The sequence below is a fragment of the Flammeovirga aprica JL-4 genome, assembly GCF_012844305.1.
Taxonomy (GTDB): Bacteria; Bacteroidota; Bacteroidia; order Cytophagales; family Flammeovirgaceae; genus Flammeovirga; species Flammeovirga aprica.
On the sequence record NZ_JABANE010000031.1, the window covers coordinates 43,140 to 58,530 of the forward strand.

Below are 15,391 nucleotides of genomic sequence, written 5' to 3' on the forward strand. Positions count from 1 at the left end.
CCTTCTGTAAGTCCTTCTTGCTGAAGGCTTTTTCTTTTACTGATAATAATCATTAACACTCATTGATAAGCATCATCAACAAAAGTGTATTAAATACGCATATTTGGTAGTAGTAATTAATACTTACCAATTATTTGACAAAAATGAAATCGCATAAATTATATGCTTTCTTCGTGCTTATCATTGTGGTAACACTGTTGGGGTTATCTAACCTCACCAACAACAGCAATGATCAAAAAGACACTAAGGAAGTAAAAACGGAACAAATGAGTGATGTGCAGAACACACAAGAGTAAACGCAATTAAGCTAGTATATTACACACAGTATATACGCAAAATAACTTAGCTGTAAAACCAATATTTTCGATTATTACTAAGATTTGCTCAAGCCTGAAAATTTGGATATCATAAATTCTGTCATCAGCATTTACTAACAACAAACTATCAGTGCTTGAGATCATGGAGTGAGGTTGTCTTTTTTAAGATAACCTCTTTTCTTGTTGTCTGATTTTACCGATTCTAAACCTCAATTCAGACATTAGAAATGGCATTTTTGTAGTGAAGCTGTTAGTAAAAGTTAAATTTTGTTTAGGTGCAAATGAATATCAATAATAATTCTTTTCAAGGTGTAAATTGCATATCTGAACATAGTGAGCATTTTATCAATTATGCTTGATATGTCAGTATTAAACAAAGAAAAGTTTTTGTAAGCAAATAATATGGCAGATCATAAAGTACTTCATGATAAAATCCATGAAGTGATTACGGAAGTAGGAAAAGTAGTCGTAGGTCAAGACTACATGGTTAATAGATTATTAGTTGGACTTTTTACCAACGGTCACGTACTTTTAGAAGGTGTACCCGGTTTGGCAAAGACCCTTACAGTAAACACTTTGTCTAACGTACTGGATTTGGATTTCCAACGTATTCAGTTTACGCCTGACTTATTACCTTCTGATTTGATTGGTACAATGATCTACAATCAGAGAGAAGGTAAATTTGAAGTGAAGAAAGGTCCTGTATTCTCTAACTTAGTATTAGCAGATGAGGTAAACCGTTCTCCTGCAAAAGTACAAGCCGCACTTTTGGAAGCCATGCAAGAAAAGCAAGTAACGATTGGTGAAACTACATTCAAGTTAGACCGTCCGTTCTTGGTATTGGCGACTCAAAACCCGGTAGAACAAGAAGGTACTTACCCTCTTCCTGAAGCACAGGTTGACCGTTTCATGTTGAAGGTATACATCAACTACCCTCGCAAAGAAGACGAATTAGAAGTGATGAGAAGAATGTCGAATCAGTCGTTTGATGATTCTGTTCGTTCTATCTTATCTAAAGAAGATATTTTCGCGATCCGTGATGCAATTAATGACGTGAAAGTAAGTGAAAGCTTGGAGCAATATATCATTGACCTTGTTTTTGCTACACGTTTCCCTAAAGATTACGGTTTAAATGAGGAAGCTCAATACATTCAGTTTGGTGTTTCTCCTCGTGCCTCTATCAACTTGCACAGGGCAGCAAAAGCAATCGCTTTCTTCGATGGTAGAGACTACGTTCTTCCAGAAGATATCAAAGAAATTGCTTATGATGTATTAAACCACCGTATCATCCTTAACTATGAGGCGGAAGCGGATGAAGTAACAGCAAAACAAGTTATTGATGCGATCTTGAATAAAGTGAAGATCAGCAAATAACTTTTGTATTTTCTCAAAAAAGAAAGCCAAAACATTGAGCGTTTATCATGTTTTGGCTTTTTTATTTTCTAAAACCAATAACATATTTAAGCTAAGTACTAAGTCAAAATTGTACTTATTACTTCAGAGAAATGAGATCTTGAATGAAAAAAATTATTACGCTTAAAGTAAATGCTATCTTAATCTTTATTGTATCACTATGTTGTATTGCATGCAATGAAGAAAAGAAGGAAAAGATTAGTAATGATATTTCCACCTTATCTAAAATAATAAACCTGCCCGTTGTTCCCAATAGTGCAATCTGGGAGATCAATTCTAAATCAAATGCAGATGGTTTTGCTCCTGGACCTACAGATTATCAACTCTACTGTGCCTTGGATTATGATTCTACTCAAATCCAAAAACTGACGCAGTCGCTTGAAAATCGTGATGACTTAAGTAAAGCAAAATTTCTGAATAAGAAGTTTATCAAGAAATGGTACCCTACTTCAGTGCAGGAACAGTTTTACAGCGATGGTAATTATTTGAAATTAAAGTCAAAGGTCTATCAGGGACAACCTTTTTATAAAGGTGCCTATCTCAATGGTTTTTTCTTTGTGACTGATGATCATAAGGTTTTTGTTTACTTATATACAATGTGATTTTTAATTCAACAGACATCAAAGAAAAGTTTTAGAGGCTATATCATGAATATTGATATAGCTTTTTTTATAAACTTACCTCAATAAGACATGATCGGTCACGTCATATTATTATCTTTGTTTCGATAAAAAAGAATTATGGAAGAGACATCATTATATATAGTTCCTACGCCTATCGGGAACCTTGAAGATATAACTGCAAGAGCATTGCGTATACTGAATGAAGTAGATACAATTCTTGCAGAAGACACTCGTAATACGGGTAAATTATTGAAGCATTTTGACATTAAAAGCAACTTGCAGAGTCATCATGCTTTTAATGAGCATAAGACTGTTGAGGGATTGATTCAGCGCCTTCAGAAAGGAGAGAAAATCGCCTTAGTTTCAGATGCGGGAACACCTGTTATTTCTGATCCGGGTTATATTTTAGTGAGAGCATGTGGAGAAGCTGGTATCAAAGTGGAAACGCTTCCTGGACCGACGGCTTTTGTACCTGCGTTGGTCAACTCTGGTTTGCCGGCTGACCGTTTTACGTTTGAAGGTTTTCTTCCCCACAAAAAAGGAAGACAGACTAAAATCAAAGAGCTGGAAGAGGAACAGCGCACAATGGTGTTTTATGAATCACCTCACCGCTTAGTTAAGTTTTTAGAGCAATTGGCTGAAGCTTGGGGTGGTGAAAGAAGAGCGAGTGTTTCTAGGGAATTATCTAAGTTTCATGAAGAGACTATGAGGGGAACACTCTCAGAATTAGCACAATATTATACAGAAAATCCTCCAAAAGGCGAGATTGTTGCAGTGGTGGAAGGAAAGAAAATTGAGAAGAAACCTAAGGGCAATAAGTATAAATACAAAGATCAATAATGAGGAAATTTATCTACGACTTTATAACAACAAACAGTGAGAAGAAGTGGTATCCGTGGCTTCTAGCTTTGCTTAGTGGCACCTTCTTGGGGCTTTCATGGCATGGATTCCTTCCTTTAGTTTTTATTGGGTTTGTGCCTTTATTGGAAATTGAAAGAGTGATTTCTCTTGACAGCAAGCGTTTCAAAGGATGGAGAATTTATGGTTTTGCATTCCTTGCCTTTTTTACTTTCAATTTCGTAGGGTATTGGTGGCTTTGGTACGCCTCTAAATGGGCCACTTTTGGTGCCTGGGGAGCCAATGCGGCTTTAATGGCATTGCCGTTCTTAGCTTTTTACCATACCAAGAGAATTTCTCAAGGAAAATTCCATCATATTGATTTTGTATGCTGGTGGATTGCTTTTGAATATGTGCACATGTTCTGGGAATTTTCATGGCCTTGGCTAAACCTCGGCAATGTATTGAGTTTTACTCCTTCCTTGGCACAGTGGTATGAATATACGGGTACTTTTGGCGGAACACTTTGGATTACATTGATCAATATCTATTTCTTTAGTTTTATGGTCAATGGACGAAAAATTGTTTCTATTTTCTTCTACTTATTGATTCCAATTTCTACTTCTCTGTATATGTATTATACTTATGAAGAAGTGGGTGAAGAAATTGAAGTAGCAGTAGTTCAACCCAACATTGACTGTTATTCTGAAAAGTTTAGATACAATGCCAGAACGGGAGCTCAAAATACAACAACTTATATTCCTCCTCAGGATCAGGTAAAACGTATGATGGACCTTACGGAACAGACCATCACGCCTAATACTAAGTTTGTATTCTGGCCAGAAACTTCCATCAGTAATAATATTGATGAAGACCGTACGAATAGAAGTCCTGACTTATTGGTCATCAAAAAAATGATGGCAAAATTCCCTAATACCACTTTGGTATCGGGTGCAGATACTTATAAAATCTATGGTGATACGGCGTTGACAACTACCTCAAGGCACTCTCAAAATATAGGGTACTATGATGTTTTCAATACGGCAGTAAGAGTAAAAGATAAAGAGCCTTTGTCTTTCTATCATAAATCACAATTGGTTATTGGTGTAGAAACGATTCCATTTCCAGGAATTCTAAAAGCCATTATTCTTAACTTCGGTGGTAGTTCTGGCGGATTAGGAAGGCAAGAGGAAAGAGATGTTTTTGCCAATGGCGACATCAATGTGGGGCCGATTATTTGTTATGAATCCGTGTATGGTGAATATGTGACAGAGTATGTTAAAAAAGGAGCTGATTTTCTTACAGTCGTTACCAATGACGGCTGGTGGGATGACACACCTGGACATACACAACACCTTGCTTTCTCATCATTGAGAGCCATTGAAACACGTAAAGATATTGCAAGATCTGCCAACACAGGAATTTCTTGTTTTATCAACCAAAGAGGGGATATTCTGAAGCCTATTGCGTATGGTGAGACGGGTGCTGAATTGGGCAACGTAAGAATTAACAAAGAAGAAACGTTCTATACATTATATGGTGACTATATTGCAAGAGTAGGAAGTATACTTGCTGTAACTATGCTTCTTGTAGGATGGTCACGTAGAAAAAATGCTTTACCTATTTAAGCACTAGATAAAAAATGGAAACCGTTTTTAGAGATTATATTGAAACTCCTCTAGGCCTTATGGTTGTAGAAGCTTCTCCTAGAGGAGTTTCAAAAATTCGCTTTCTTGATGAAGGCGAGGAAATATTAGATGATTTGACCAATCCACATACCATGGATGCGATCGAATGGATCGATAATTATTTTCAGGGCAATAGTAAACTGGGATTTGATTTTTCGATTGACCTATCGGGTACTACTTTTCAAAAGCAGGTTTGGAAGGAACTGTGCAAAGTGAAGTATGGTACTGTGGCTACTTATCTTGATATTTCTGAAAGAATTGGTAATCCTAAAGCCATCAGAGCAGTGGGTGCAGCCAACGGGCAAAACCCTATTGCATTGGCAATTCCTTGCCACAGAATCATAGGCAGTGATGGTACACTGACAGGTTATGCTGGCGGTTTAGGTAGAAAAAAATGGTTGCTACAGCATGAAGGGTATATCAAGTATGGCCAAGAACAGCTGAGTCTTTTTTAGCCGAAAATACTTTTGAAAAAGCCTTTTTTGTCTTCTTTCTTATCTTCACTCTGTTCTCCTACAAACGCATTTTCCATATCAAAATTTCTTACAAAAGGAATCAGCGTTTCATCAAACATACAGATCAATTCTAAATTTACTCTAGATTTAAAAGCCCCTAACTCCGCTTTCAACGCGTAGGAAACATTCATTCCTGCTTCCCTTTCATGAATAAATTTATCAAAATTATCTAAAGACATTTCCTGAATACTAGGTACATGACCATAGATCGTATTATTAAAAAGGTTGGCAAACTTTGTCACAAAAGCGGCGATCAGAATATTATCCAATTCCAATAACATTGCCTCTCTCATTTGCTTCTTTCCCCATTCTGTGGTCGGCAAAGTTTTTTCTATGATGCCTTGTTCATCTTCACCATGAACAATCAGCATCGTCTCCGCTTTCATATCGCCAATAATATCTGTAGTCAGTACAAACACATCTTCTTTATAGTCCTGACGTAATAGTTTTTCTTTGGAAAGGTCTTTTACTTCCATCACATTCCTTACTAAAATTTCATCTTTTAGAACGGTAGATAAAGCGTTAGCAACATTTCCCAATGCAATATTGGTTACATCATTTATTAAATAGGATTTCTCTATCGAAAACTGGGATTGAAACATAATGATTTCTTTCTGTTATTCTAAGTTAATTATACAGTTGCGAAAGTTGGTTTGAATAAAAATTCTGAGATGTCGTTGGCATCCAATACAAGGCAGACATTACCGTTGCCCAAAATAGTAGCACCACTGATAAAACGTGCATTTTCCACAGGTTTACCCAATGGCTTTTCTATTATTTCTTTCTGTTGCAATAATCGGTCTACTACAAAACCAATCATCTTATTATCAACAGATACAACAACAATATTAATTTTAGCTTCCGGGTCTTCTATCTTATCAAAAGAACGGTGAAGTAATTGAGGGTCTTGCAATCCGTCTATATCTTGACAGTCAAAAATATCTCTCAAAAACATCACAGTAATGGTATCATCAAGGTGTGTGGTCACCAGCCCTCCTCCTACTTTATGAATAGAAGACTTCTTTACAGAAATAACCGCCTCTGTAAATGATAACGGAATGGCGTACTCTGTATTGTTGATAATAAAAAGTAAAGCTGATTTTACCGCCATTGATGAAGGTAAACTCAAACTGAATGTTGTGCCCTGCCCTAATACAGTTTTGATATTGATTTTCCCACCAACTGCATCCACGGCTTTTTTCACCACATCCATCCCTACACCTCTGCCACTCACTGAAGTGACATTATCTACACTAGAGAATCCCGGTTCAAAGATAAACTTCACTACATCATCATCTGAAAGCGCGGCCAATGCCTCTGGTGTTGCCAGTCTTTTTTCGATGACTTTCTTTCTGATCTTATTTGCATCAATGCCATTTCCGTCATCAATGACCTCAATAATCACATACTCCTTGTCTGAAGTGGCACATAACTGAATCGTACCTTGTTCCTTTTTACCGTTTTTCTTTCTTTCCTCCGGACCTTCTATACCGTGACTTACTGCATTTCGGACCAAGTGAATCATAGAATCACTGATAATCTGCAGTACATTACGGTCAATTTCAATTTCAGTACCCTGTAAATCAAGATTTACTTTTTTGTTCTCAATCGTAGCAACGTCACGAACAATACGGTGAAATTTATGGAACAAAGCACCTACTTGTACCAGTCTTACACCCATTACAGAATACTGTAAATCAGAAGTGATTCTATACAAACGGGTATACTCATTGGTGGTTCCAAAACTAGCCCCTTGAGCAATGATTCTATCTTTTTCAATGGCCAACTCTCCAACAAGATTCAATAAAGTATCTAGCTTGGCAACGGGTACCTGTACAAAATCAGAGAAGGTAATCTTCGATTTTTTGTCCTCATCATCTGAAAATTCATCAGCCAATGGCACACCAATAGGAACGGGCTGTTCAGACGCTAAAGTTTCTTTCTGACTATCTGTCAACTCTTCTTCATTTTTTTCCTGAAGAGATGCTTCTAGTTCTTTATCCTTCTTTTCAGATGATTCTCCTCCGCCTTGGGTATGTTCATACTCTATCTCTCCTTTCAGGTTTCTAAGGATCACCTTGAGTTTCGCCCTCATTCCTTTATAAGGAACTTTTTTATCGACCTTCACTCCTTCAATCATTTCTCCAAGCTTGTCGATCGCTTTGAATAGATCATTGAAGACCATGGAGGTCAAGGCAATGTTTCCTCTTCGAATTTCACTGAAAATATCCTCCAACAGATGTCCAACGGAAGCTACATCTTCAAAACCCATTGCGGCTGCATTGCCCTTCAGTGTATGAATAATTCTAAAAATAGCCTCTGTTGCCTCTCTGTCAGCATGATTTTTTTCCAGCTGTGTAAATAATCTATTGAGCTGTTCAAAACTATCCTGAGCTTCGGCGAGAAATATCTGTTTAAGTTCTTCTTCTTTCATTCGTGTAAGTGCATGATAAGTACGAAGTCAAATTTCATGAGTCATTTTTTGGGTACGACATTACAGCCCGTTGTAATAGCAAGCACTACTCAACGTTTTCCGAAGGCGTTATATATCAAAAAATGGTGTAAAGAAATTTTGAATTGGCACTTGAGGTTAAATAATCTGACCTATTGCTTCCGTCAATTGTTCTGGCGTAAAAGGCTTCACTAAATAGCTGTCCAATCCCAGATTCATTCCCTCATCAATCACTGCTTGTTGTCCAACAGCACTGATCATTATGATTTTTGAAGTAAGGTCTTCTTCTTTTAAGGTTTTCAAAATATCAAGCCCCAACATATCAGGCAGGATATTATCCAGGGTTATCAAATCAGGTTCTGAGTCTAATGCTAAGTCTATCGCTTCTTCACCGTTTGATGCTTGTCCAATAACTTCAAACCCCGCTTCTTCTAATGCGTCCTTGATAATGGAACGCATATACAAGGAATCATCAACAATTAATACTTTTTTAGCCATGGGTAAATACACATTAAATTTTAAATCTTAGACCCTATTACAGTTTTAAGGTCGTCTTTTGTGATAATCTTAAAGATGTCTATTAAGATAATCAGTCGATCTTCTATCTTAATAATACCATTGATATAGTCCTGTTCTCCGTGCATTTCCGTCACCACGGCAGGTGTATAATCGATGTCCGTATCTGCTACAGACAAGGTATTGGGTACATCTTTTACTAAAATAGCCATATTGAATTCGTGGCTTTCCACTACAAGCGTGTAGCCACTCGTTTCATTGATTGTATTATTAAGCGAAAACTTATCTTCCAGATCAATAATGGCCAGTATATTTCCTCTGATATTTGCCACTCCTCTCACATAAGAGGGAGTAAGAGGTATTTTTGTAATCCGTGGAGTAATCACAACTTCTTTTATCTGATCTATCCGAAGTCCGTACTCTTCTTCTCCTAATCGGAATACAATAATATTGCTTTTCTGCTCCTGCTCATCATCAATTGTCACTTTAGCCATATCTATAGCCTCAGCAATTCTCTCTTCTTTTGATCGGGATGCATTGTTTGGTTCTTCAACAGTCATAATAGTGAGGTCTTTTGAAATCATTATTTTGGGTAGGGATGCTGTAAAACAACACCCCTACTTTCCATTATTTTAATTTAAACTTACCAACTCCCTCTTTCAATTGAGAGGCCACTTGGTTCAGTTCTTCCGATGTTTCACCCATCTCTTTCACTGATCCAGACATTTCATCGGCAACACCTGCCACGTTCTTGGTTCCAGCTGCTGTATCTTCTGATACCACCACAATCTTCTCAATGTTTTGTACAACTGAGTCAATTGAACCTTTCTGTGTATCTGTTGCTTCCAATACATCTTTCGACAGTTTCAGGGTTTCCTCACTAGAGTCTAAAATGGTTTTGAATACCTCTGATACGTCTTTCGTTGCATCATTACCTACTTTTACCGACTCTTCCATTTTGTCGATGGCTTTGGTCGCTAACCCAACGTCCTTCTGAACGTCTTGAATCACTTTCTCAATACCACCTGCAGACTGTCTTGAATCTTCTGCCAGTTTACGAATCTCTTCGGCAACGACTGCGAAACCTCTACCTGCTTCACCTGCTCTAGCGGCCTCAATTGCGGCGTTAAGGGCGAGTAGGTTGGTTTGTGAGGCAATATCTGTGATCACTGTCAGTGCTCTTGAGATTTCCTCCGATCGTTTGGCAAGAATTTCAATCGATTCTGAAGTAGATCCGGCGGAGTTTTCAATGGCATTCATGTTTTCCACCAAGTGCTTGATGATCATCATACCATTCTGACAAGACTCCATACCAGATTCAGCAGATCGGTTAATGACATGTGCCTTATTACCGGTGTCTTCCGCTGCGGAAAGGATTTCATCTACCAGTGTCGAAGATTCATCCGTTCTTGCTACCTGCTCCAACATACCTGATGATATATCTTGAATGGCTGATACCACCGTGTCTGTTGATTTATCCATGATACCGAACTTCTGTTTCATCTGATCCGAAGACCCTGCCACCGTATTCGACATCTGTTCAATTTCAAGAAGCAAGCTTTGTAATCCATCCAAGGCTTCATTTAGACCTTGAGCCATTTGCCCAATATCACCAGTGGCTTTCCCTGTGAATCGTTTTGATAAATCACCTTGTGCCATTGATTTGGTTAGTCCTTGGAATTCTAGAATTGGTTGTGATATGGATACAAGCAAGTTGTTGAAGGCATCGGCTAATTCTTTCCATGCACCTTGAGCACTTTCAATTTCAAGTCGCTCACTCAACTTACCTTGATCTCCTGCTATTTGTACTACTCGGTTAATCTCCGTAATGAAGTTTTTCAGGTTATCTCTCAGTGATCTGTTGTTTTCGATCATTCTACCGATATCTGAATCGAGGTTGATATTTCCGAGGTCAATCTTGGCATCAAAATTACCCTTGGCCAGTTCATCTAAGAAATCAGACAGTGCGTTGTAGGCTGTTTTAAACTCGGTCACATCTGAAGCGTATTTCACTACTTTAAAGATATTTCCTTCCGCATCTTCAATCGGGTTATAAGTGGCCTGCAGCCATATTTCTTGTCCTGATTTATTGATACGTTTATATTCACCACTGTCAAATACTCCGTTTCTCAGTTTCTCCCAGAAGTTCTTATACTCAAAACTTGTGGCATACTCCGGTTCTACGAAAATACTGTGATGTTTACCGAGAATCTCTTCTTTTCTATAACCTGTTGTGGTCAGGAAGTTATCATTACAATCCAGAATATGTCCTTGAAGATCAAATTCCACAGAAGCTTGCGCTTTCAGAATCGCATTGATTTTACCTCGGTTTTCAGCGTTGGCTAATCGTCTTTGAGTTACATCCTCTGCAATTTGTACTACTTTATAATAGTTACCCTCATGATCCTGCACTGGGTTATAAGTAGCTTGTAGCCAAATCTCCTCTCCTGCTTTATTCAATTGTTTGTAGACATCTCTATCAAACTCGCCTACACTTAGTTTCTGCCAGAAGGTCTTGTACTCTTGGGATTGAGAATATTCTGCTGTTACTAATTTACTGTGGTGTGCTCCCACAATTTCCTCTTTGGTATATTGTGTATTCTGACAGAAGATATCATTGCAGTCAAGTACATTACCTGTAAGATCAAATTCCATACGCATGTAACTTGCATCAATCGCCGCAATCTTACCACGGTTATCCGCATTGGCAATTCTTCTTGCTGTAATGTCATTCAAGTAAGCTACAACCTTCACATAGTTACCATCGTAATCCTGAATCGGGTTGTAAGAACCTTCCAGCCAAATCTCTCTTCCATCTTTTGTGATACGTTTGAAGGAATCTACCACGTACTGCCCTTTCTGCAGTTTGGCCCACAGTTCTTTATTTCTCAGCACTGTATCTTGATCAACACCTACAATCACATCATGCGGACTGTTGATAATTTCACCCTCATTATAACCCATCACTTCAAGCAACGTGTCGTTCATGGCTGAAATTTCACCTTCCATAGAAAGCTCCATTACACCTGATGATTTCGAGATCGCTTCATCCAAACCATCTTTCTCTACTTGCTGATCCATTTGAGCTGTGATATCAAAACGAATCGCAATGTACTTCACTGGTTTCCCATCGTTGTCCAATACCGGGGCAATAGTAGCATCAACCCAATAATAACCGCCGTTTTTCTTCAAGTTACGATACTTCACTTTGAAGATTCTACCCGCTTGAATAGTGTCCCAGAATTCTTTGAAAATTTCCTTAGGAGTAGAAGGGTGACGCACAATATTGTGAGGTTTGCCTAGTAACTCTTGTCTGGTATATCCGGAAAGTTCAGCGAAGGTGTCATTGACAAAAGTAATGTTACCATGTAAATCTGTTTCAGACATCAGCGCGGCAGAGTTGAAGGCGTTTACTCTTGATTCTAATTCGTTCTTTAAGGCTTCCGCTCTTCGTTGTGTCTCAATCTGTTCAGTAATGTCAGTAGCATATTTTACTACTTTCATTGCCTTGTTATTCAGGTCGAAAATTGGACTATAAGTAGCTTGCAACCACATGATACTACCATCTTTTCTCACCCTTCTATAAACACCTTCATCATGGACACCTTGATTCAGCTTATCCCAGAAGCGTTCATATTCAATTGAACTTGCATGACTGTCTTCTACCAGCATTCTGTGATGTTTACCCATCAGCTCATTTTTAGAATAACCGGTCGTTTGTACAAACAGATCATTACATTCAATCATAAGACCATCCATGTCAAACTCCACAACAGCTTGCACCTCACCAATGGCTTTGATTTTGGCTCTGTTTTCTGAGTTATTCAAACGACGTTGGGTGATATCCTGTAAGTAGACTACGATTTTCACATAGTTGCCATCATAATCTTGAATTGGGTTGTAAGAACCCTCTAGCCACACATCACTTCCATCTTGTCTCTTTCTTTTAAAGGAGTCTACATGGAATTGGCCTTGTGATAATTTATTCCAAAGTTCTTTATTCTTATTAATGGTCTCATGGTCTGAAGTCAAGAGTGCATCATGACTCTTTCCTAATAATTCACCTTCATTGTACCCTAAGGCCTCAAGGATTGTGTCATTGGCCGACATGATTTCACCGTCCATTGTCAATTCAAGTACACCTGTAGATTTCGATAATGCTTCATCTACACCATCTTTCTCTACTTGTTGGTCCATTTGAGCTGTAATATCAAATCGGATCGCAATGTATTTCACTGGTTTGCCATCATTGTCCAATACCGGTGCAATTGTAGCATCAACCCAGTAATAACCACCGTTTTTCTTCAGGTTACGATATTTCACTTTGAAGATTCTACCGTCTTGGATCGTTTCCCAGAATTCTTTGAAGACTGACTTAGGAGTAGAAGGGTGACGTACAATATTGTGCGGTTTCCCTAATAATTCGTCTTTCGTATAACCTGATAGTTCGGCGAAAGCATCATTGATAAAAGTAATATTACCATGTAAATCGGTCTCTGACATCAGAGCAGCAGAGTTGAAGGCATTTACTCTTGATTCTAATTCGTTTTTAAGTGCTTCCGCTCTACGTTGTGTCTCAATCTGCTCTGTGATATCCGTAGCATATTTCACTACTTTAAACACCTTATTATTAAGGTCAAAAATTGGATTATAAGTAGCTTGCAACCACATTATACTTCCATCTTTCTTCACTCTTCTATAGACACCTTCATCGTGTACACCTTGCTTCAGTTTATCCCAGAAACGTTCGTATTCTACCGAATTACCGTAACTTTCTTCTACCAGCATTCTATGATGATTACCCATCAATTCAGCTTTCGAATAACCTGTAGTTTCTTCAAACAGATCGTTACAATCCTGCATCACCCTGTTCAAGTCAAACTCCACGACTGCTTGTACATTACCAATCGCTTCAATTTTGGCTCTAGTTTCTGAGTTTCTTAAGCGTCGTTCTGTAACATCCTCAGCAATTTTTACAATCTTATAAACATTACCTTCAAGATCTCTAACAGGGTTATAAGTAGCCTGCAACCAAACTTCTCTTCCGCCTGCTACTTTTCTTTTATAAACATCTTTATCAAAGTTACCTTGTCTCAGTTTGTCCCAGAAGTTTTTGTATTCTTGAGATTTGCCATAAGACTCTTCTACTAAATTGATATGGTCCAGCCCCATTAATTCATCTTTGCTGAAACCTACACCTTCAGAGAAAAGGTCATTACAATCAATAATACAACGATTCAGGTCAAACTCCACACGCATGTAACTTGCATCAATCGCTGAAATTTTACCTCGATTATCTGAGTTGGCCAATCGACGTGCTGTTACATCTTCCGCAATTTTAATGATCTTGTAAATGTTGCCATCCTGATCTCTCACCGGGTTGTAAGTAGCTTGCAACCAAACTTCTCTTCCGCCTGCTACTTTTCTTTTATAGACATTTTTATCCGATTCACCATTTCTCAGTTTATCCCAGAAATTTCTATACTCCTGTGATCTTCCATAAGCTTCATCTACTAAGTTGATATGATCTAAACCTATAAGTTCATCTTTAGAATAGCCTACACCAATGGAGAAAAGCTCATTACAATCAATAATGCAACGGTTCAAGTCAAACTCTACACGCATATAGCTGGAGTCAATCGCCGCTACTTTACCTCTGTTATCCGCATTGGCCAATCGTCTTGCTGTTACATCTTGAAGGTGAGCAATTACTTTAGCTACATTACCATCATAATCTTTCACAGTGTTATAGGTACCCTCAAGCCATTTTATATTTCCATTGGCATCTACTCTTTTGAAGGTATCTTTCACTGCCAGACCTTGAGACAGTTTATCTTTTCTGTTCTTATCAATTCTGATATGGTCATTTTCCTGAGGAATCAGTAAATCATGGCTTTTGCCCAACAACTCCTCTTCTCTATAGCCCACAAAATCAAGGAACTTCTGGTTTACCGTTTTAATGTTACCATCCAAGTCCATTTCTAGAATACCATTTGAATCAGAAATTACCTCTTGTACAGCTTCTCTTTCCTTCTCATTGTCCATTTGATCCGTCACATTAAAACGGACCCCAATGTACTTGATCGGTTTTCCATCCGCACCCATTACCGGGGCAATTGTTGCCTGCACCCAATAGTGGCTTCCATCTCTAGCCTGATTTCTATAAATTCCCTGGAAAATCTGTCCGTTTTGAACTTTATCCCAGAGCTCTTTGAACAATGACTTAGGATTGGCGGGGTGCCTTACTATACTGTGGGGTTTTCCTACTAACTCTTCCGGTGTATATCCAGAAAGCTTTGCGAAAGTTTCGTTTGCAAAAGTAATGGTTCCATAAAGGTCAGTTTCTGATACAAGCGCTGCAGTGTGGAAGATGTTAACGGTAGACTCTAACTCACTTTTAATATTAGAGAACTCTTGCTCTTTAGTAGCAATATCTGTTACATCCAGCCCAAGCAACAAGTATTTATAGAGTTTGTTATCCTCATTATAAATAGGTGAAATCGTCACTTCCATCCACGCTGTACCTCCTTCTTTTGTGAGGTTTTTGGTAGTACCTGTGTACGTTTCTCCTTTCTTTACGATATTGAGTACACTTTCAGAAAAGTTCTTTGGAGTGTCTTCAGAAAGGATTTTGGATAAAGGCTCATTGAATAATTCTTTGGCTTTATAACCCAAAAGCTGTGCAAACCTGTCATTGCAAGAAATGATGGTTCCGTCCAATTCGGTCTCAGCTACCAGAATTGTTTTATTTAAAGCTTTGGATTTTTCACGAAGCTGAAGGACTTCTTTTTTCAAGTCACTGCAATCTTCATTTTGAATCTTTTTGGGTCTTTCATTTCCAGCTGAGGAATCGTCACGGCTTAACAAACGATCCTTTTTGATATTATCTCCTAGTGCCATATTATAGCTAATTTTGAAAACGGGTAATTTTATGGGTTATAAAGAAAGGCCAGTGTCCTTTCATTAATCGGTTTTAGAAACTATAGATTAACTTCTTTTTTTAAATTACGACTTTTTCAAAACAATATTA

The 15,391-nt window shown here is 38.1% G+C and carries 11 protein-coding genes; 6 read left to right on the top strand and 5 right to left on the bottom strand.

Going from position 1 to position 15,391, the window contains the following annotated elements; genetic code table 11:
* Window positions 1–143 precede the first annotated feature (143 nt).
* The 6 genes from HHU12_RS13015 to HHU12_RS13040 all read left to right on the top strand — a co-directional run bounded on the left by HHU12_RS13015 (window position 144) and on the right by HHU12_RS13040 (window position 5,333).
* The gene (locus tag HHU12_RS13015; protein WP_169657181.1) at window positions 144–296 is read left to right on the top strand and encodes a hypothetical protein; all 153 of its coding nucleotides are present in this window, start codon (window positions 144–146) and stop codon (window positions 294–296) included.
* Between the two features lie 423 nt (window positions 297–719).
* Complete coding sequence (locus HHU12_RS13020) at window positions 720–1,691, top strand: AAA family ATPase (protein ID WP_169657182.1); 972 nt, start codon at window positions 720–722, stop codon at window positions 1,689–1,691.
* A gap of 143 nt (window positions 1,692–1,834) precedes the next feature.
* Window positions 1,835–2,332, top strand: coding sequence for a hypothetical protein (locus HHU12_RS13025; protein ID WP_169657183.1), 498 nt, complete (start codon window positions 1,835–1,837; stop codon window positions 2,330–2,332).
* 138 nt (window positions 2,333–2,470) lie between these two features.
* A complete protein-coding gene (rsmI, locus tag HHU12_RS13030) occupies window positions 2,471–3,193 on the top strand; it encodes a 16S rRNA (cytidine(1402)-2'-O)-methyltransferase (protein WP_169657184.1) in 723 nt (240 codons plus the stop codon).
* Window positions 3,193–4,818: an apolipoprotein N-acyltransferase gene (lnt, locus tag HHU12_RS13035; RefSeq protein WP_169657185.1), complete on the top strand. Its 1,626-nt coding sequence runs from the start codon at window positions 3,193–3,195 to the stop codon at window positions 4,816–4,818. The genes rsmI and lnt overlap by 1 nt, the downstream gene beginning before the upstream one ends.
* Before the next feature lie 14 nt (window positions 4,819–4,832).
* Window positions 4,833–5,333 (top strand): methylated-DNA--[protein]-cysteine S-methyltransferase, encoded by a 501-nt coding sequence (locus HHU12_RS13040; protein WP_169657186.1) that lies wholly within the window; start codon window positions 4,833–4,835, stop codon window positions 5,331–5,333.
* On the opposite strand, the gene HHU12_RS13045 is transcribed toward HHU12_RS13040, so the two are convergent.
* The 5 genes from HHU12_RS13045 to HHU12_RS13065 all read right to left on the bottom strand — a co-directional run bounded on the left by HHU12_RS13045 (window position 5,330) and on the right by HHU12_RS13065 (window position 15,261).
* Complete coding sequence (locus HHU12_RS13045) at window positions 5,330–5,995, bottom strand: hypothetical protein (RefSeq protein ID WP_169657187.1); 666 nt, start codon at window positions 5,993–5,995, stop codon at window positions 5,330–5,332. The two genes, HHU12_RS13040 and HHU12_RS13045, sit on opposite strands and share 4 nt — an antisense overlap.
* A 29-nt stretch (window positions 5,996–6,024) precedes the next feature.
* On the bottom strand, window positions 6,025–7,827 hold the full coding sequence (locus HHU12_RS13050; protein ID WP_169657188.1) for a chemotaxis protein CheA: 1,803 nt from the start codon (window positions 7,825–7,827) through the stop codon (window positions 6,025–6,027).
* A 156-nt stretch (window positions 7,828–7,983) separates the two neighbouring features.
* Window positions 7,984–8,343, bottom strand: coding sequence for a response regulator (locus tag HHU12_RS13055; RefSeq protein WP_044202290.1), 360 nt, complete (start codon window positions 8,341–8,343; stop codon window positions 7,984–7,986).
* 20 nt (window positions 8,344–8,363) lie between these two features.
* Window positions 8,364–8,921, bottom strand: coding sequence for a chemotaxis protein CheW (locus tag HHU12_RS13060; RefSeq protein ID WP_169657189.1), 558 nt, complete (start codon window positions 8,919–8,921; stop codon window positions 8,364–8,366).
* Between the two features lie 67 nt (window positions 8,922–8,988).
* The gene (locus HHU12_RS13065; RefSeq protein ID WP_169657190.1) at window positions 8,989–15,261 is read right to left on the bottom strand and encodes a methyl-accepting chemotaxis protein; all 6,273 of its coding nucleotides are present in this window, start codon (window positions 15,259–15,261) and stop codon (window positions 8,989–8,991) included.
* Between the last annotated feature and the right edge of the window lie 130 nt (window positions 15,262–15,391).

What these genes read in the sequence shown, in the direction of transcription:
- HHU12_RS13015 (WP_169657181.1), top strand. Translation starts at nt 144, where the DNA reads ATGAAATCGCATAAATTATATGCTTTCTTCGTGCTTATCATTGTGGTA.
- HHU12_RS13020 (WP_169657182.1), top strand. Translation starts at nt 720, where the DNA reads ATGGCAGATCATAAAGTACTTCATGATAAAATCCATGAAGTGATTACG.
- HHU12_RS13025 (WP_169657183.1), top strand. Translation starts at nt 1,835, where the DNA reads ATGAAAAAAATTATTACGCTTAAAGTAAATGCTATCTTAATCTTTATT.
- rsmI (WP_169657184.1), top strand. Translation starts at nt 2,471, where the DNA reads ATGGAAGAGACATCATTATATATAGTTCCTACGCCTATCGGGAACCTT.
- lnt (WP_169657185.1), top strand. Translation starts at nt 3,193, where the DNA reads ATGAGGAAATTTATCTACGACTTTATAACAACAAACAGTGAGAAGAAG.
- HHU12_RS13040 (WP_169657186.1), top strand. Translation starts at nt 4,833, where the DNA reads ATGGAAACCGTTTTTAGAGATTATATTGAAACTCCTCTAGGCCTTATG.
- HHU12_RS13045 (WP_169657187.1), bottom strand. Translation starts at nt 5,995, where the DNA reads ATGTTTCAATCCCAGTTTTCGATAGAGAAATCCTATTTAATAAATGAT.
- HHU12_RS13050 (WP_169657188.1), bottom strand. Translation starts at nt 7,827, where the DNA reads ATGAAAGAAGAAGAACTTAAACAGATATTTCTCGCCGAAGCTCAGGAT.
- HHU12_RS13055 (WP_044202290.1), bottom strand. Translation starts at nt 8,343, where the DNA reads ATGGCTAAAAAAGTATTAATTGTTGATGATTCCTTGTATATGCGTTCC.
- HHU12_RS13060 (WP_169657189.1), bottom strand. Translation starts at nt 8,921, where the DNA reads ATGACTGTTGAAGAACCAAACAATGCATCCCGATCAAAAGAAGAGAGA.
- HHU12_RS13065 (WP_169657190.1), bottom strand. Translation starts at nt 15,261, where the DNA reads ATGGCACTAGGAGATAATATCAAAAAGGATCGTTTGTTAAGCCGTGAC.